Here is an 18,187-nt window from a genome sequence, read left to right as displayed (position 1 = left end):
CTTGAATTCAAGGCGAACTTCCTGAACAACCCCTTCACTCTGCAGAAGAACGAAATGATCGACATGGTGTGCTCCCTCGGGAAAATCTCAGCACCTTGCGTTGCCAAAGAGTTGACAGGCTTCAGGCGGACGGTGACGTCAATGAATAAGACTAAAGTTGCTGAGTAAAACATTGTCAATTTTACGACGCACAAAACAGACGATCGGCGTTTGACATTTCAACTAGCTGTTTTTAATAGACTTATAGGTAGTTCGATGCAGCATTAGAGCGAAATGTTATTTCAGGTTGTTACACCACCACCTACGCTGCTGCCATGGGAGCAACGCAGAAATTGGCAGGAGATTCGCCTCAGAGCGAACAGCCTGCGTCGACGGCTGCCTGCGGAATTACATCTGTTAGCTGTTGCGCCGCGAGGACAAGCGGCTTTGAAGAGGGGTCAGCCATGCACAAACAGTCGAGCACCCGATCCGAACTGGCCGACGCGCTCTTTCGTCTTCGCCGCAGTTTTTATTCGCTGGCAGCTTTTAGCGGCGTCATCAACGTCATGATGTTGACGCCTGCCGTTTACATGCTGCAGGTTTATGATCGGGCCTTGGTCAGTCGCAACGTCACAACGTTGACGATGTTGACCTTTCTGGTGATTGGCCTGTTCTTGCTGATGGCCACGCTGGAAATGTGCCGCACCCGCGTGCTGATCCGGGTCGGGAACTGTCTCGACATGGACCTCAATCGACGCATTTTCACCGCAGCATTCGAGCGTAACCTGAGCCGCGCCGGAGGTAATCCGGCCCAGGCCCTGCAGGATCTCGCGCAGGTGCGTCAATTTCTTACCGGCAATGGCCTGTTCGCGTTCTTTGATGCGCCATGGACGCCGATCTACCTGCTGGTCGCCTATCTGATCCACCCGGTGCTTGGACTGGTCACGCTGATCGGCTCGCTGATTCTGGTGGGCCTGGCTTATCTCACCGAAAAGGCGACGCAAAAGCCGCTGGCCGAAGCCAATCAGGCCGCCCTCTCCTCCGCCAGCTACGCCAACAACAACCTGCGCAACGCCGAGGTCATCGAGGCCATGGGCATGCTGCCGTCAATCGGAAAACGGTGGTACCAAAGCCATTTGCGTATTCTGGAAATGCAGACCCTGGCCTCCGACCGTGCCGCCCTGATCAGCAGCACCGGGCGCTTCGTGCGTATCACATTGCAGTCGCTGATCCTCGGCGCCGGCGCGCTGCTGGCGATCGAAGGCAAGATCACCCCCGGGATGATGATTGCATGCTCGATCCTCACCGGCCGCGCGCTGGCCCCGGTGGAACAAGTCATCGCGTCGTGGAAGCAACTGCTCGGTTGCCGTTCGGCTTGGGGCCGGTTGAACGAAATGCTGAACGACTATCCGCGCCGGCCACCGAGCATGTCGCTGCAGCGGCCGCTGGGCATGCTGGCGGTGGAGAATGTGTATGCCGGTGCCCCCGGCACCAACAGCACGATTCTGCGCGGGGTGAGCTTCAACCTTTCCCCCGGCGAAAGCCTTGGCATTATCGGCCCATCCGCCTCGGGCAAATCCACCCTCGCCCGCCTGTTGGTCGGCGTCTGGCCGGCACAGGCCGGAAAGGTGCGCCTGGACGGCGCGGACATATTCACCTGGAACAAGGGCGAACTTGGCCCCTGGCTCGGTTATCTGCCACAGGACGTGGAACTGTTCGAGGGCACCATCGCCGACAACATTGCGCGCTTTGGCGAAGTGGACAGCGACGCAGTCATCCGCGCCGCCAAGACTACTGGAGTGCACGAGATGATCCTGCGTTTCCCGCAGGGTTACGAGACCCGTCTGGGCACCGATGGCAGCCCGCTTTCCGGTGGCCAGAAGCAGCGCATCGCCTTGGCGCGCGCGCTGTATGGAGACCCCAATCTGATTGTGCTGGATGAGCCGAACGCCAACCTCGACGACGTCGGTGAAAAGGCCTTGGTCGATGCGCTGGCTCAATTAAAAACCCGCGGCGCCACCGTCATTCTGATTTCCCACCGTCCCAATGTGCTTTGCGCCGTCGATAAGGTGCTGATGCTGCGCGACGGTGGTGTGCAGATGCTCGGCACTCGCGATGAAGTATTCGCAGAGCTGCGCAAGGCCAGGGTGATGCCGACAGGCGCGTCGACTCCGCTGGCCTCCGTCAAAGCACGGGAGTGACCGATCATGCAAATGAGCCAACACACCGACATGATTCTCACCGACCCCAGGCACCTGGTTGATCTGGACGTCGGCAAACCCATGCGCTGGGGCATGTGGCTGGTGCTCGCCGGCTTCGGCGGCTTCCTCCTGTGGTCCTGGCTGGCGCCGCTGGATGCTGGCGTGGTAGCGACAGGCACGGTAAAAGTCACCAGCAATCGCAAAGCCGTGCAGCATCTGAGCGGCGGCACCGTGGAGGCCATTCTTGTTCGCGAAGGCGATGCAGTGAAAAAAGGCCAGGAGGTGGTCCGCCTCGACTCGCTGCGTGCCGTTGCCGAACAGGGTGCGGTCAGCGCCCAGTACATCGTCAGCAAGACGGTGGAAAACCGCCTGGAAGCGGAACGTGATGGCCGCGATGTGGTGAACTACGATCCCGAATTACTCAAGCGCTTCGGGAATGACCACCGCCTGGTGGCCGCCATGGATCTGCAACAACGCCTGCTGGACACACGGCGCGCTGGCCTCGCTGGCGAAATCAGCATCCTGCAGGAAAACCTCGCGGCGTCGGCGGTGCAGCTCAAGGGTCTGCAGCAGGTCTATGGCGCCCGCGCCTCGCAGATCAACTTCCTCAACCAGGAATTGAAAGGCACCCGCGTGCTGGCGGCCGAAGGCTATGTGCCGCGCAACCGCCTGCTTGAGCTGGAACGCAGCAATGCCGACCTCTCCGCCGGCCAGGCCGAGAACCTCAATAACATCGCTCGCGTACGTAGCCAGACCACCGAAATCAAGCTGCGCATCCTGCAGCGCCAGCACGATTACCAGAAGGAAGTCGAATCGCAGCTCACAGACACCGCCAAGGAAAACACCACCCTGGCCGACCGCTTGCGTGCGCTGGACTATGAAGTGACCCACACGGTGATTCGGTCGCCGATCGATGGCATGGTCCAATCCCTGGCCATTGCTACCGTCGGCGGGATCATTCAGCCCGGCTTCAAGATCATGGAAATCGTTCCGGACAACGAACCGCTGCAGGTCGACGCGATGATTCCCGTGCAGGCCATCGACAAGATGGTTCCCGGCCTGGCCGTGGACATTGCCTTCCCGGCCTTCAACCATGCCCAGACGCCCAACATACCCGGCCGCGTGAAGACCGTTTCCGCCGACCGCCTGCTCGACGAGGAAAGCAAGCAACCGTTCTATCTGGCTCAAGTAGAAGTCACGCCCGATGGCATGAGCCTGCTTGGCAGCAATCACATTCGTCCCGGTATGCCCGCCAGCGTCACCATCAAGACTGGCGAACGCAACATGATGAGCTATCTTCTCAAACCAATGCTCGAACGTGTCGACAGCTCCTTCAAGGAACAATGAAATGGATCGTCATTGCCTGTGCTTCTGCCTGTTAGCGTTGTCCCTCCCGGCCAGCGCCATGGACCTCAAACAAGCCTGGGATCTGTTGCAGTACCAAGGCCCCGTCTACCGCGCCGCCGTGCATGAAAAAGAGGCCGGCCTGGAAAACCGCGCCATCGGCCAGGCCGGCCTGCTACCGCAGATCAGTGCCTCGGCCTACGACAACAAGGTCAATGGCACCCAGCGCCAGAGCGGCGTCGAAAGGGATCTCGACTACGACTCCAAGGGCGCTAACGTGCGCTTGCGCCAACCGCTGTTCAACAAACAGAAAATGGCCGAGTACCGCCAGGGCAAACAGCGTGCCGACTACAGCGTCGCGGTGTTCGATGCCAAGAGTCAGGACGCCGCGGTGCGCCTGGCCGAAAGCTATTTCGACGTGCTCCTGGCCAGCGAAACCATCATCCTCGCCAAGTCCAAGCTGAGCGCCTTCGACGAGCAGCTCGCCTCGGCTAAACGGCGCATGGAGTTGGGGGCCGGCACCGTCACCGACATCGACGAGTCGGTCGCTCGCCGCGACCTCGCCGATGCCGAGCTGATCGAAGCGCAGGACAACCTGATCAATGCGCGCCGCAAGCTTGAGGAATACATCGGAGAAACCCCCGAATCGCTGACCACCTTGCGTCCGAGCTTCGATACACCACCGCTGCTACCGAGCAACCTGCAAGACTGGTTGGTCAAAGCCCAGACCGACAGCCCGCTGATCCATGCGCGCCGTCATAGCAGCAACCTCGCCGAAGAAGAAGTAAAGCGCGCCAGGGCTGGCCACTGGCCGACACTGGATTTCGTTGCCGGCTACACCGCGGGCGAGAGCCAATCAATCTCCGAGCTCAATCAACGCAACCGCTACGGCTCAATCGGGCTGGAAGTCAATTTCCCGCTGTACAACGGTGGCGGTACCAGCGCGCTGACACGCCAAGCCAGTGCCAATAGTTTCAAGGCCCTGGAAGAACTCGACGCCACGCGACAGGAAGTCATCTCCGGAACCACCCGCGAGTATGCCGGCGTACAGAGCGGCGCCAAACGTATTCACGCACTGGAGCGAGCCGTGGAGTCCAACGAACGCTCACTGACTTCGACACGCAAGGGCTTCAAGGAAGGAGGCACCAGCACCAACTCGGACGTCCTCAATGCCGAAGAGCTGCTCTTCGTTGCGCGCCACGATCTGTTCGAGGCCAAGCTGCGCTACTTGATGTCGCGCCTGCGCCTGGCTTCTTCAGTGGGTAGTCTGGGCGACGACGATATCAACCACATCAACGACTACCTCGGTCCAGAACTGTTGGTCACCAACTGACGTTCACTGGCCGGTCGGCGCTCAGGTGAACAGCGTCATGGTGCCTGTCAGCAGTGATAGTGGATGATGACACCGGCTCCTGCTGAATTACGCTTGTATCGCGGGGAAGTCATTGATGACGTGCTGACGCTTCGTGAGCTCCACCCTTCAGTCAGTCCCTTCCCGCACCCACCGTCTGACCTCAGCCTGTATGGCATAAGCCGGCGCCTCCACGGCATTGAAATCTTGTGTATACCGCTGGGCAAATCCTTCTACCCCCCATTCCTGAAACTGCTGCACATGTTTGAGCTCGTGAGCCCAGAGCGCGATGTTCTGTTCTGCGGTTTGAGCGTCCCGGAAGAGGATGATGTCGATCAGCGTCACGGCCCCGACATCGGGGTTTTGCAGCATGGCAGTGGCGGCGCTGAATTGGCCGTTGTCGCTGATTTTGTAGTGCGCGGCATCGAGGACGCTGGGGTCGTACCAGCGCAGCAGTTGCTCCCGGATGTGCGGTGGAATGGGTTGGAGGCCGGCATTGGCTGCTTCAGCGCGAGCTTGGGTCAGCCACAACGCCAGGGCAGGTGCTGCGATCTGATAGATCCCGTCAGGCAGGGGGCCGAGCACCTGCCCCAGGTCTGGCAGGCAGATGCAGCCGTCCAGGCACACTTGTTTCTCGCCAGCCGGGCAGGCGTTGGTCTGGGCTGGCACTTCAAGCGTCAGACAAAGAACAAACAGCGCCACCAGGCGCGTAGTGAAGGACGGCATTCGGACCTCCAGGGACGGAAACTGCGCGAGCAGTGGGTTACAATCTCGACGACCCGCAAAGCTTTAGCGTATCCCTATCGGTAGCATTCAAGAATTGACAAGCTGAGTAGAAAAACATGAATCGTCAAAAAAAAATAAAGCAGTTATTAAAGGCTCACGCCAAAAAAGCGAGCGCCAAATTGGCACCGCAAAACAAGTCTAAATACATTAGTAAAGCTGACCGATTGAAACTGGCTGCTGAAGAATCCAGTCAAGACTCAATCATTTCCTCTGAGAGCTGATCCGTGTGTTTTGAGCACCCTGCTCAAGTGGTGCTCCCGTTGGTGAATGTCAGCTTCGGGTCGACTGCGTCCCTTCGCGATAGGCAGCAATCGGTCCAGGCTGTGTGAAAACGCATGCGCCATTTTGAAGTCTGCGTTGCTACGTAAAATCTGCCAGCGTTTGGTTAATCAGCAGGCCGTAAATTTGAGTAGGAACGCGATTTTCGTTGCAGTCCTGACTGTCAAACCTACTTCAAAACGTTTTCACACAGCCTGGGTCATAAGCGGATCTCATCGTTCAATACGAAGTATCCGTCGCGCAGGTCACGTCGCCTTGCCAATCAAGTACCGTGTAGATACTGTTAACTTAACGCACGAACTTCAAAGGCCCGCCAGTGTTTCCATCATTGCCTGTTCCCCTGGCTGGGTAATGTTGAGTCCGAGTTTCAGAACTCACCATGAACCCTCTGAACCCTCTGAACCCTCCTGTGACTCTTCTCTTGTAAATCACCCCCAGTTCTCTTGGACTATGTTTAAACTCTGCCCTGAAGCGCCAAATACGCCGGTGGTGCTTTTCAAAGGAAGGGAATCGCCGTTTCAAAACTATTAAGGAAGCCAGCATGCCTCATCAGCCTTTGGCAGTTCGTCTCGCTGCAACAAAGGACGTCGGACCCGGAACGGCTAAGCAGTTTGTGGCAAAACTCAAGGTTCGGTCTGCAATCCTCTTTTTGGTGGCCGTCTGCATGTCCCTGGTGGCGGTGGCTATCTGGGAGGGCTGGAACGCCCGCCAGTATCGCTTGCATGACAAAGAAGTCGCGATGTCAAATCTTGCGCAAACTCTGTCATCCCAGGCACAAGCGTCGATCAAGCAGGCCGACACCGTATTGTTCAGCCTGGTAGACCGCCTCGAAATCGATGGTATGGACCGCGACCGGTTACCCCGATTACGACGTTTGCTCACTGCCCAGCGCAATGAACTGCCTCAATTACACGGCCTGTTCATCCATGACGAAAAAGGCGAGTGGATAGCGAGTTCGAGCGGGTTCATTCCATCAAGCACCAACAATTCCGACCGCGAATATTTTATCTTTCATCGCGACCATCCAGAGCGTGGTCCGCATATCGGGCCCTCGATAAGAAGTCGCTCCACGGGCGACTGGGTCATGCCGGTGTCGCGCAGGATCAATCATCCCGATGGCAGTTTTGCCGGCGTGGTGGTGGCAACTCTGTATCTCGATCATTTTCTCAAGCTCTACAACAGCATCGACATCGGCGGTAATGGGGTCATCAGTTTGATCTCCGCCGACGCCAGGATCGCGGTCCGCCGCCCCTTTAACGAAGCTGAAGTCGATACCAGCCTCGCCAAAGGCCCGCTCTTCACGCAACTTTTGCCCAAAGGACCTTTTGGCTCGGCAATCGTTAAGTCCTATGTGGACGGTGTGGAACGAGTCGTGGGTTATCGGCGACTCGATGAATATCCACTCGTCATTTTTGCAGCTCACAATAAGGAGGAAGTCTTGGCGAGCTGGCGACAAGAGTCGTTGCTAAGCGCGGTGATAGTTGCTTTGCTGATGGCAATTCTAGGTGTGCTCGGCTATCGCTTTATCAGGCTGATGAAGGGTCAGAATCATATTCAGAACGAATTGCTGGGTGCTCAAGAAAAATTGATTGAAGTCAATCGAACGCTTGAGACATTGGCGCTGGAGGACGCATTGACAGGGCTGGCAAATCGGCGTCAGTTCGACCTTTACCTTCAAGCCGAAATGGGGCGCGCCAAACGCAACCAACGGAGCCTTGCGTTACTGATGATCGATATCGACGACTTCAAGCGCTTCAATGATCAATACGGTCATTTGTCCGGAGACGAGTGTCTACGCACCATCAGCGCGATCATAAGAGCAAACATCCAGCAGCCCGGCGATCTCGCCGCTCGCTATGGCGGCGAGGAATTTGCAGTAGTGTTGCCGGGCACTGACTATGTGGGGGCATTTCTGGTGGCAGAGAAAATCCGGCATGCCGTGCAGCAAGCGGGAATCGAGCACAGCGAAAGTACCCAGGGCATCGTCACGGTCAGCCTTGGCGTAAGTGCATGTAAACCAACAGCTGAAGACTTACCCAAAGCCTTGATCGGCGCCGCTGACAAGGCTCTCTATGTAGCCAAAACCAGCGGAAGAAATATGAGTGTTATCGCCAACGAACTCCATAACAGAGCTGCAACGGCAACGAAGGGCCGGGAAACCTCTCAAGGTGGTGAGTAGGCTCTCCGACGGTGGTTGTACCTGAGTTCAGGCAAGCTGAAAGTCCGACTTTTTCAACAAACTCAGCTGATGGCGGCCTGTCGCGAAGGGCTGCAATCGGCTGTGGATTGCAGCCCTTCGCTTCAGACGGCAATCATGTCGCACGTATTCCACTAACGTGTTGAATCCATCTCCCGCTCAGGCTCAGGCTCAGGCTCAGGCTCAGGGATGATTCACTCTCACAAAAACCGAACTTCAAAATTCCGGTGCCTCCTTGAGCATTACCGCGGGCTTGTTCTCGCCGGCGAAACGCTGATTGAAGGCCATCAGGCTCTCGTAGTAACTGGAGGACTTGCGAACGAAGACCACCTGTCCCGCTAACTCGTCCACGTTGAACACTGCGGGCGAGTCGGGACCGGACACCACTACCTCGCTGACGTCGCGATAAACGCGAGAGGAAAAATCGACCAGGTTCTTGCGCTCCTCGGTCCCAGTGAGGTTAGACGCCGCAATATCGCCCTTGCCGGCAATCAGCGCCGGCAGCAGTTCATCCCGGGCGACAGGAATGAACACAACCCGCACTTTCAGAGACTTGTGTTTCAGCTTTTTATCCTTGGTCAGTTCCTTGGTCAGTTCCTTGTTCAGATCCTCCTCGAATACGCGAAAAGCGTCGTAACTCAAACCGCGCTGGACACCCCTGTCGACAAAATAGAAAGCCTTGCTGTAGACCGACAGGACGCGAATGACCCGTCGTTCGATCATCCCGTCGAGGTCACCGGCCCACGAAACGCATCGACAGCGACTAAGCTTTTGCAATTGATCCTGATTCTCTCGAGGAGATTTCCGTGAGCTCCGCGCCCCTCTCCGAACTCGATGCCGCTCTGCCCGGTCTGGCCCGCAAGATCCGCGTGTTAGATGCCCTGGCCTGGCCAGACGGGGTCGAGGAAGTATTCCTGGAGCGTTGGCGCGCCGGGCATGCAGAACTGCCCAAGGTCGAACTGCTCCCGCGCGAGCACAGCGCCGACATTGCTGCTTTGGAAGCCTTTATTGGCCGTTGCGATGAGGGGCATCCGGCCGGGAACTTCCTCGCCATGACAGCACGTAGCTATGCCACGGCCGGACGTATGCTCGATGCCATTGGTACCCCCGCCTTTACCCAGTATTCGTCAGCGCTGTACCGGCGCCCGGACTTCTACTACCAGAGCCAGAAATTGAGCATGCTGGACGCCGCCCAATTCTTCCTCAAGACCACCGACGCCCTTCTGGGCGGTGCCCGGATTCCACCGAGCCCGGCAGAGATCCCGGCCGAGGCTTTCGCCGCCTGGATGCAGCCGGAACTGGACCGCTTCTTCGGACCGGGCCGGATCACGGTCGTGCTCGATACGACCCTGGCCGCCAAGGCCATTGCCGGGGCGAGCCGCATCCGCCTGCGTGCCAGCGCCTTGTTCTCGGAACTGGACAAGAATCAGCTATTGCAGCATGAGGCCTTCGTGCATGTCGCCACGGCACAAAACGGCGCGCTCCAACCCAACCTGAAAAGCCTGGGACTCGGGGCGCCACGCACGACCCAGACTCAGGAAGGCATCGCCACCTTGGCCGAGCTGTTCACTGGCAGCATGGACATCAACCGCCTGCGCCGCCTTGCCCTGCGCGTGCTCGCGGTCCAGCAGGCGCTGGATGGCGCCGATTTCATCCAGGTGTTCGAAGGTTTTCTCGCCGCCGGTCAGTCGCAAGAGGAGTCATTCCGCTCGACCCAACGGGTTTTCCGCGGCGCCGACCTGCGCGGCGGTTCGGCGTTCACCAAGGATGCCGCCTATCTGACCGGTTTGCTCAGCGTTCATACCCTGCTGCGCATCGCGATCCGCGACAACCGACCAGAACTGGTGGGCCATCTGTTCGCCGGGCGCCTCAGCCTGGGCGATACCATACGCCTGGCCCCGCTCTTTGAGTCCGGCTGGCTCCAAGGGCCGGTATACCTTCCGGCCTGGGCGGCCGATCTGCGTCTGCTCGCCGCCAACCTTGCCTTCTCCGCTTTTATCGCCTGGATCAAGCTGGATGTACTCGATCTGGAGGTGCTCATGGCCTTCGCCGACGAACATGAAGCCGATGCCAGCGCCTAGCCTGAACCTAAAGCGGCGTACCGACCTCACCGCGCAGCCGTCGCTGTCCGACCCTTTGCAGACATTCATAACGATTAAGCTAAAGGGCCGCGGAACGCGGTCCCAGTGAGCGAAGCGAACGATTTGAACCGTTTGTTAGACGACATTGAGGCCAAACTCCTGAATCAATCGCTCCCTTAGACTCTCGGTCTGTTCCGCTAACTGAGCAAACTCGGGCGTATTAGCTTGCTCAAGGGAAAGCACAGCCTCATGTAAGAGCAGATAGAGCTGAGTGGTGAAATTTCGAAGGTTACGGCCCAGCACTTCTGGATCAGTGCGCTGTAATTTTTTGAACTTTAATGTTTGCGGCTGGAGCAGATGAGACAAAGAAAAGTGGCTATACGAACTGTGGGATGCATGCGAATTAAGATGATTCCGAAAATCCTTGTAGATGCCATTAACCGCCTTGGCTCGTTCTCCCGCTTGCGGAAGATTGTTGTTGGCAGCTTTATCGACCATCTCAGGAAAGGTTCGAAAATAGGTTAATAACTCTGTGTATTCAATGAACGGACGTAATAAGGCACCAGCCTCTTGCGCAAGACCGTCAAGGATCAAGCTGAAGGCACCAACGCCGAGATGCTTACCCTTCAGCAGGGTAAGCCCACAAATGCGAGTATATGTATCTTCGCCCGATTTTGATTCGTACGCATCGATGCAAATGTCAATCGCCTGGAAAATATCCTCAAGTACCTTCGTTTGAGCGGCACGTTCAGCGCTCAGATATGCAATCGCATCAGTTCTGGCTTTCCAGAGATCCATAACTTGGGGCTGCCTTCTAACGTTTGGTTAAGGAGCCAGCTTTGGCCGGTCCCGAGTGAGCGCAGCGAGCGGCTTGAACCATTTGTTAGGCATTGACTGCACCAAGTAACTCGCAAGGCTTGTACAGTTTTATATTAAATTGCTGCTCGAGCAACTCTTGTTTTCCGTGATTGAAGAAAGCTCGACCATCATTGCTGCAAATTATATTGCAGCCCTCAATGAGGGCAGATTCGAAAATCATAGCGTCTCGAAATTGATTTATCTGGTTATGTGTTAAGTTGCTTGTGTCTTTGGGGAAGGAGTTGGTGCTGATGATGCTAAGAATTTTCGTCAGCCTATTTGTGCCTTCGGTGAATGTCATGGGGAAAGTGCTTTCTCCAAATATAAAAAGTTCTTTGGCTGTTGTAAGTTCTTTGATTTTTTCTTTGAGGTCTGTGCCCTCTAGCTCTCTATATGCGGTAGCTCGAGCAATAAGGACTTCATGCCCTTCATTTTTAAGCAATGAAATCATTTCATCTGCGGGCAATACATTTGTGTCGACTAGGATTTTCATCAAATGCCTAACTACTATTAGGAGACATGCCATGTCGCATTTCTTGTCGTGATGGCGTGTCGGATAACGTTCCTTGTCGTCCTGTAAGTCCTTATCTAGCTTAGAGGTGGTCGCGGCAAACGCGACATCGCCCAGAGAGAAACACGACAAGGGTGACGGCAAGCCCTGCGGCCTTCTATATTCAGAAAGCAGCATCGGTGACGCTACCCATTTGCCATCACTGTGTCCACCGTCCGCTCCTGGCCAATATCAGTCGCCCGCGGAAGGGACGTAACAGTCCTAAGACCACCATAAAAGTTCCTACACAAACCTCGGAATCCCTAACCTTGCCCGCCGTTCCGATGCAGCTTATAGTCCGCCCCGTCGTCCAAAATGGCGATTCAGGTTTGGCGACCTGACCACAGAGAATGCGAGGGCTCTACGCTTTGTTGCAGGGGTCGTCGCACCCGCAAAGCCGCTGTTATGGCGGCTGTGCGCGGGAGACTTTCGGGTCTGCCGGTGTTCTCTGTGCCGGTTCGCCAACCTGCGCACAGCTGCCACCCAATCGTTTGGCGACGACTGAGTGACGGCCTTTGAGCCAATCAAACAGAGATCTTCAAATGACTAGATACATGCCCCTCACCGGGATCGACCTGATTCCGGCTTCCCTGCTTATCGACACCGAAGCACCGCTCGACGTACTGCAAGCCGCAGCGGACTACCGAATTCGCACGGTTACGCAGGTACTGGAAAACATCGCCTTCCGCGCCGAGCTTGGTTGCGACACGGTGGTGCTGAAGGACTTTTCTCAGCTGCTGGCCATCCCGTTGCGCGACGGCTGTGACTTGATGGATGTGATTGGCCGACGTTTGCGGGCGCAGGCGAAGGAGTAAATTAAAACGGGCGCTGAAGGCTAATGCCGGTCAGTTAAGCAGATTTGTAGGAGCGGGCTTGCTCGCAATGGACTTCAAGGCGACGCGTTTATCCAGAAAATACGCGTTATCGTTAACGTCCATCGCGAGCAAGCTCGCTCCTACAAGTGTCAGCTTTCGCTTAACTGATCGGCATTAGGCGCTGAAGGCGCCCGTATTTGTCCGAGTTAAAGAATAACCACCACCCAGTCATAAACGGGACCGATGTGGTACAAGCCGTACTCGCTCGTGAAGGTTAGGAAACCGCGATAAGGGCACGATACCTCAACAAACCCTAACGCCCCATCAGCGAACTCGCCAACAACGCCTCCAACCCCATCGGCTTGGCAAAGTAATAACCCTGGGCCTGCCCTGTGCCCATTTCGCGTAGCAAGTCCAGCGTCGCTTGATCCTCGACACCTTCGGCCACCACATTCAGGCCCAGCGATTCGGCCATTCGCACAATCGCCCGGACGATCGCGCGACTGCGAGGACTGGTGGTCAGTTCGAGGATGAACGACTTGTCGATCTTCAAACCGCTGAAACGGTATTGATGCACATAGCTCAGGGATGAAAACCCTGCACCGAAGTCATCGAGCACCACCGACATGCCGTTGTCGGCCAATTGCTGCATGGTCAGTCGGGCAATCGCCGGCTCGGCTACCAGCGCACCTTCGGTCAACTCCAGGCAGATCCGCGACGGCTCGACCCGGTGCCGCGCCAACAGTGCAAGCACGTCACTGGCGAAGTCCGGACGCGTCATGCTGTAGCTGGAACAATTGACATGCACCGGAGGCCAATCGGCGTGCTCGGGCTGTGCGAGGATCACTGCGATGCTGGTCAGCATGTACAGGTCCAGGCGACCGATCAGGCGCAAACCCTCGAAATCCGGCAAAAAATCGCCCGGCGCGATCACCCGCCCGCCCGGCTGATGCCAGCGAATCAGCGCTTCAAGGGCCAACAGTTCGCCGCTTTCGACGCTGACAATCGGCTGGAAATACGGCAGCAATTCGTCGGTACGTTTGAGCGCGTTGCGCAAGGCCCCTTCACGCTCAACCTGGTCCGAGACTTCGCGACGCACTTCCTGATTGAACACCGCGTAGCTGTCGCGCCCGGCACTTTTGACCCGGTACATCGCCACATCGGCATCGCGCAGCAGGTCGGCTGGTTCGTGATGGAACTGACTGTCGGCGCTGACGATTCCGATACTGCAGGACGAAAAAACTTCATAGCCATTGATTAGAAACGGCAGGTCAAACGCCACCAGGATCCGTTCGGCGATTTCGATCACCACGTCCAGCGGCGCCTCGGGAGCCAGCACGGAAAACTCATCGCCCCCCAGGCGCGCCAGCATGTCGGTGTCGCGCAGACAACCGCGCAAACGGTGAGCGGCCTGCATCAACAGCAGGTCACCAAAATGGTGACCGAGGCTGTCGTTGACCAGTTTGAAACGGTCGAGGTCGATGAACATCACCGCCAGGTGCCCGCCTTCGCTGCCGAACTGCGACCAGGCCAGATTGAGGCGCTGTTGCAGGTAGGTACGATTGGGCAACCCGGTCAGCGCATCGTGGGAGTTCTCGTGCTGCAACTTGGCATTGGCGTGATCGAGCTCGCGGGTGCGGTTCTGCACCCGGGCTTCCAGCTTGAGGTTGGCGGCATGGATCGCTTCGGCGGCCGTGCGTCGCGACAATGCTGTGTCAATGTGCCGCGACACGAACGTCAGCAGGTCCTGGTCACGCAGGGTATACCGTACCTGCGGGGTATAGGTTTGCACCGCGAGCACGCCACGCACCACATCGCCATCGAACAATGGAATGCCCAGCCAGGAGTAGGATCGGACATACTCCTCGTCCAGTTCGATTTCACTGTGCTCAGCCAATCGTTCAGCCTCGCCAGCATCAATCAGGCAAGGTCGACGCTGACGGATAACGTACTCAGTCAAGCCCCGGCGTCCTCGCCGGGCCACCGGGTAGGTCGTCTGCCGCTCATCGACGAAATACGGAAAGGTCACTTCACTGGTCGCGTCGTCGAACAGCGCAATGTAGAAGTTCCGCGCGAACAGCAGATCACCGACGATGCCATGCAAGGTCTGGAACAACTCAGCCATATCGCCAGGCTGGCTCGACAGCTCCGCGATCTGGAACAGCGCGCTCTGCAGATGTTCGGCGCGCTCTCGGTCTGCCACTTCCTGCCTCAAGGCGTCGTTGAGTGCCGAAAGCTCCAGGGTGCGACGCATCACCGTCGCCTCCAGATCCTCCCGGTGCAGAATCCGGTCCAGCGCCATGGCCACGTGGCGGGCCACCACCAGAAACAGCGCGCGGTCTTCAGCGCTGTAGGTCCGAGACACGTCGTAGACCTGCATGGCAAGCATGCCGAACACGTCATCCGAGGCATTTTTCAAAGGCGCGCCCATCCAGAATTCGGGACGATCACCCACGCAGTAGAAACGCTCTTCGGCCTGAGCCGCGAGAATGCCGGCGGCGTCGATCAGCAACGGTTGGCCAGTGGTCAACACCTGGCCGGTCAACGACAGGTGCGAATGATCAAGGTACTCGTAGTGCGCGGACTCGACGGCATCGACGTCGATGATGTCGACGTAATACGGGTAGTCAATCTTGCCACTGTGCGAGTCATACAACGCGAGATAGAAGTTCTCGGCATCGATCAGGCTCGCCAATAGTTGGTGAACCCCCACCAGAAACACTGACCGGTCGCGGGTCGAACTGGCCAGGTAGGTAATTTCATACAGCACTCGCTGAGTAATCTGCGCACGGGCAAGGGTATTGGTCTGCACCTGAATGCCCAGTCGCTGGGCGAACTCGGCGAGCGCCGGTTCGGCGGCATCGTCGACTGGCGCGAGTAGCCAACCCAGCTCACTTTCGCCCCTGCCGGTCGGCCAGCGGTGCAAGCGCCAGGTCAGGCAAAAGGCTTCGAACTCTTCATTCGCAACACTTGACGGCCACTGCGCCCGCGGGTCGCCCTGCCCGACCAAATGCATTTGTTCACCGGCGCGGTAAACCACCCACGCAGTGGTGTGCGCCCAGTTGCGTGCCGAGTCCAGCAATTGTTCGATCGTGTCTTGGTTGTCAGGGTAGATCATGCCGACAGTGTCCGAATTCCCTTTAAGCCGGGATGCGACAACGTTGCAATCGTTCGATTGCCGCGGGAAGTCGGTCAATGGACGAAAACTCATCAGCGCTCCCTGAGCCAGAAACTGGCGATACTAACTTATTGGATACTAGCAATGCGCCATCGAGCTTCCCGTTTATAGAGTTTTTATTCAATAGATTTTTTTTCGCTTTGGTTCAAACCTTGGACCGCGCGCGCGCCAGCAGTCCATGTCTAGCGGCTGCTTTCGGAAACAGCAGTCATTCAAATTTGCCGAGACGCGCGTTGCGGATCGCTGCCCCCACATCAAACGCGTTAATCGACGACCTGTATCTGCGTCAGCCCTACCCGCTCAGCCTGCTCTAAAATCTCTGCTGGCGTGGCATCCGCATTGGGCATGATCAGGCTGTTCTCTCCGTCCCCAAAATGCAGTTGTAGCAGGTGCATTGCCGCCTCATGGACGGGCAGCCGAGGCTGCTTGATCTCGAACATGTGAGTGCGGGGCTCGCCGTCGAACAGGTATTCCACAGTGTAGTAGCGCATGGTGGGATCCTCGTAATGGGAGAAGTGCGCGCGGCTGAACTGCTAACCTTCAATTTGCAATGATGCCCAGCATGCCCTCATCCGAGGAAGTGAAAATGAAACGCGCATTCGTCGCCGCCGCAGTCGCCCTCATGCTCACCTCATCGCTGTCCGCCAATGCAGTTTCCACCGAAGATACAAGAGCCATCCGGCCCTTCGAAATCCACGTGCCTGACCGCGATCTTGCCGATCTGCGCGACCGAATTGCGGCGACCCGTTGGCCGGAAAAAGAGACTGTTTCCGATCGGTCCCAGGGCGCTCAACTGGAACAATTGAAGGCGCTGGTCCACTACTGGGGCACGAGTTACGACTGGCGCAAAGTGGAGGCCCGGCTCAACGCCTTGCCGCAGTACGTAACGACTATCGATGGGATCGACATCCATTTCATCTGGGTTCGCTCTCCCCGCCCCAACGCTTTGCCGTTGATCATGACCCACGGCTGGCCAGGCTCCGTACTCGAGTTTATTAATGTCGTCGGCCCGCTCTCCGACCCCACCGCTCACGGGGGCAACGCGGCGGATGCATTTGATGTGGTGATTCCGTCCATCCCCGGCTACGGTTTCTCCGGTAAACCGACGGGTATTGGTTGGGATCCGGATCATATTGCACGGGCCTGGGCGCAGTTGATGAAACGCCTTGAGTACACGCGCTACGTCGCCCAGGGTGGTGACTGGGGAGCCCCGATCACCAGCGCGATGGCGCGCCAGGCACCGGCCGGATTGCTCGGCATTCACCTCAACCTGCCGGCCACGATACCGCCGGAAGCGACTGCGGCACTCGCTGCCGGTGGGCCGGCACCGGTGAACTTCTCCGAGCGGGAACGCGCAACCTTCGACGCCGTTGCCACACTGATCAAGCAGGGCAACCTGGCGTACAGCGCAATGATGGCCGCAAGACCGCAGATGATGGGCTACGGCGTGGCGGATTCACCGACCTTTCTCGCTGCGCTCATGCTCGTGCACCCGGGATTTGCAAAATGGATGTACGGCGCCGACGCTCAACAGCTGCCGACAAAGGATCAAGTGCTGGATAACTTCACGTTGTACTGGCTAACGAACAGCGCCGCTTCGGCAGGACGGCTGTATTGGGAAAACATGGGACGCAGCCCTCTTTCCTCCGCCGCACAGAAGACGACCGAAATTTCCCTGCCGGTGGCGATCACGGTGTTTCCAGATGACGTTTATTGCCCTCCAGAAACCTGGGCCCGACGCGCCTACAGCAATCTGATCTACTTTCATCAAGTCGACAAAGGCGGTCACTTTGCGGCCTGGGAACAGCCGCAACTCTTTACTGAAGAACTTCGCGCAGCGTTCAAGTCTTTGCGTTAGCGGTGTCTGTCATTCGTGAGAGGTTGCTTGCGGCCAGGAACGAACAGGTGTTCCTCTGCACAATTATCCAAGTAGTTTTACCAGGGAGGGGAACGTACTTATGAAGCCCGTCAGAATTCGTACCCTACAAAGCACTGATGCTGAGGCGTTGCTGACTTTTGAATTGGACAATCGCGAGTGGTTCGAGCGCCACATTGACGCGCGCGGTGCTGCCTTTTACTCGGTGCAGGGTGTCACCGAGCACATTACGGCTTATTTATCTGATTATGCCGCCGGCATCTGGCACCCATTTGTCATCGAAGGCTCTGGCGGAAAAATAGTGGGTCGAGCGAACCTGAAAGACATCGACACGTCCGAGCGGTCGGCAGAAGTCGGCTATCGGATTGCTGAAAGCGCTTGCGGACAAGGACTGGCAACGCGGGCGGTGAAGCATCTGATTCAGGAGGCACAGTTGCATTGGAACCTTAAACAACTGGTTGCCAACGTATACGCTGAAAATATCGGCTCGGCAAAAGTACTCAAGCGCTGTGGCTTCTTGATCGAACATGTATCTCGGCAAGAAGGGACAGACCAGGAGTATCGCTTTGGCCTTGCGATTTAGGCGAGTGAATGATGGGCCGATACGCGTGCATTCGCAGACAAAAAAAGCCCCGCAACCGAATGAGGTGCGGGGCGAAAATCGGTTGGTTGCGGCCAACCAAAGGAGCTCT

15 protein-coding genes are annotated in these 18,187 nt (G+C 57.3%); 9 read left to right on the top strand and 6 right to left on the bottom strand.

The features are described from left to right. Window positions 1-443: 443 nt before the first annotated feature. From ACYZTL_RS26425 to ACYZTL_RS26415, 3 genes are read left to right on the top strand one after another with little or no spacing between them, the layout of a single operon-like run. On the top strand, window positions 444-2,180 hold the full coding sequence (locus ACYZTL_RS26425; RefSeq protein ID WP_461954208.1) for a type I secretion system permease/ATPase: 1,737 nt from the start codon (window positions 444-446) through the stop codon (window positions 2,178-2,180). 6 nt (window positions 2,181-2,186) lie between these two features. Next, window positions 2,187-3,527 (top strand): HlyD family type I secretion periplasmic adaptor subunit, encoded by a 1,341-nt coding sequence (locus ACYZTL_RS26420; protein ID WP_461954207.1) that lies wholly within the window; start codon window positions 2,187-2,189, stop codon window positions 3,525-3,527. Window position 3,528: 1 nt separating this feature from the next. After that, on the top strand, window positions 3,529-4,857 hold the full coding sequence (locus tag ACYZTL_RS26415) for a TolC family outer membrane protein (RefSeq protein WP_461954206.1): 1,329 nt from the start codon (window positions 3,529-3,531) through the stop codon (window positions 4,855-4,857). Between the two features lie 147 nt (window positions 4,858-5,004). On the opposite strand, the gene ACYZTL_RS26410 is transcribed toward ACYZTL_RS26415, so the two are convergent. Further along, entirely contained in the window at window positions 5,005-5,601 is a 597-nt protein-coding gene (locus ACYZTL_RS26410; RefSeq protein ID WP_461954205.1) for an eCIS core domain-containing protein, read from the bottom strand. Between the two features lie 116 nt (window positions 5,602-5,717). Between ACYZTL_RS26410 and ACYZTL_RS26405 the strand changes: the two genes are divergently transcribed. Together ACYZTL_RS26405 and ACYZTL_RS26400 are read left to right on the top strand one after the other, a co-directional pair. Beyond that, complete coding sequence (locus ACYZTL_RS26405; RefSeq protein WP_461954204.1) at window positions 5,718-5,882, top strand: DUF2986 domain-containing protein; 165 nt, start codon at window positions 5,718-5,720, stop codon at window positions 5,880-5,882. Window positions 5,883-6,604: 722 nt separating this feature from the next. Next, a complete protein-coding gene (locus ACYZTL_RS26400; protein WP_461954382.1) occupies window positions 6,605-8,119 on the top strand; it encodes a sensor domain-containing diguanylate cyclase in 1,515 nt (504 codons plus the stop codon). 234 nt (window positions 8,120-8,353) lie between these two features. Here the strand turns inward: ACYZTL_RS26400 and ACYZTL_RS26395 are convergent, their stop codons facing one another. Beyond that, window positions 8,354-8,860: a transporter substrate-binding domain-containing protein gene (locus tag ACYZTL_RS26395; protein WP_461954203.1), complete on the bottom strand. Its 507-nt coding sequence runs from the start codon at window positions 8,858-8,860 to the stop codon at window positions 8,354-8,356. Window positions 8,861-8,943: 83 nt separating this feature from the next. Here ACYZTL_RS26395 and ACYZTL_RS26390 point away from each other — a divergent pair, with 83 nt between their 5' ends. Further along, window positions 8,944-10,218, top strand: a complete 1,275-nt coding sequence (locus ACYZTL_RS26390) for a flavohemoglobin expression-modulating QEGLA motif protein (protein ID WP_461954202.1) — start codon at window positions 8,944-8,946, stop codon at window positions 10,216-10,218. A 135-nt stretch (window positions 10,219-10,353) separates the two neighbouring features. On the opposite strand, the gene ACYZTL_RS26385 is transcribed toward ACYZTL_RS26390, so the two are convergent. Both ACYZTL_RS26385 and ACYZTL_RS26380 read right to left on the bottom strand, forming a co-directional pair. Then, the gene (locus ACYZTL_RS26385) at window positions 10,354-11,016 is read right to left on the bottom strand and encodes a hypothetical protein (protein WP_461954201.1); all 663 of its coding nucleotides are present in this window, start codon (window positions 11,014-11,016) and stop codon (window positions 10,354-10,356) included. An 85-nt stretch (window positions 11,017-11,101) separates the two neighbouring features. Continuing rightward, window positions 11,102-11,764 (bottom strand): hypothetical protein, encoded by a 663-nt coding sequence (locus tag ACYZTL_RS26380; protein ID WP_461954200.1) that lies wholly within the window; start codon window positions 11,762-11,764, stop codon window positions 11,102-11,104. A 404-nt stretch (window positions 11,765-12,168) separates the two neighbouring features. Between ACYZTL_RS26380 and ACYZTL_RS26375 the strand changes: the two genes are divergently transcribed. Next, window positions 12,169-12,441, top strand: a complete 273-nt coding sequence (locus ACYZTL_RS26375; RefSeq protein WP_461954199.1) for a hypothetical protein — start codon at window positions 12,169-12,171, stop codon at window positions 12,439-12,441. 313 nt (window positions 12,442-12,754) lie between these two features. On the opposite strand, the gene ACYZTL_RS26370 is transcribed toward ACYZTL_RS26375, so the two are convergent. Both ACYZTL_RS26370 and ACYZTL_RS26365 read right to left on the bottom strand, forming a co-directional pair. Further along, on the bottom strand, window positions 12,755-15,652 hold the full coding sequence (locus ACYZTL_RS26370) for a sensor domain-containing phosphodiesterase (protein WP_461954198.1): 2,898 nt from the start codon (window positions 15,650-15,652) through the stop codon (window positions 12,755-12,757). Between the two features lie 230 nt (window positions 15,653-15,882). Then, complete coding sequence (locus tag ACYZTL_RS26365) at window positions 15,883-16,110, bottom strand: hypothetical protein (protein WP_461954197.1); 228 nt, start codon at window positions 16,108-16,110, stop codon at window positions 15,883-15,885. 95 nt (window positions 16,111-16,205) lie between these two features. Between ACYZTL_RS26365 and ACYZTL_RS26360 the strand changes: the two genes are divergently transcribed. Together ACYZTL_RS26360 and ACYZTL_RS26355 are read left to right on the top strand one after the other, a co-directional pair. Then, window positions 16,206-17,477: an epoxide hydrolase family protein gene (locus ACYZTL_RS26360; RefSeq protein WP_461954196.1), complete on the top strand. Its 1,272-nt coding sequence runs from the start codon at window positions 16,206-16,208 to the stop codon at window positions 17,475-17,477. Between the two features lie 100 nt (window positions 17,478-17,577). Beyond that, window positions 17,578-18,078 carry a GNAT family N-acetyltransferase gene (locus ACYZTL_RS26355; protein ID WP_461954195.1) on the top strand — a complete coding sequence of 167 codons (501 nt, stop codon included), beginning with the start codon at window positions 17,578-17,580 and terminating at the stop codon, window positions 18,076-18,078. Window positions 18,079-18,187 lie beyond the last annotated feature (109 nt).

Source organism: Pseudomonas sp. LB3P81, from assembly GCF_054897965.1.
The sequence above is the reverse complement of the archived record's forward strand: the minus strand, read 5'-3'. Positions and strand labels throughout refer to the sequence as shown.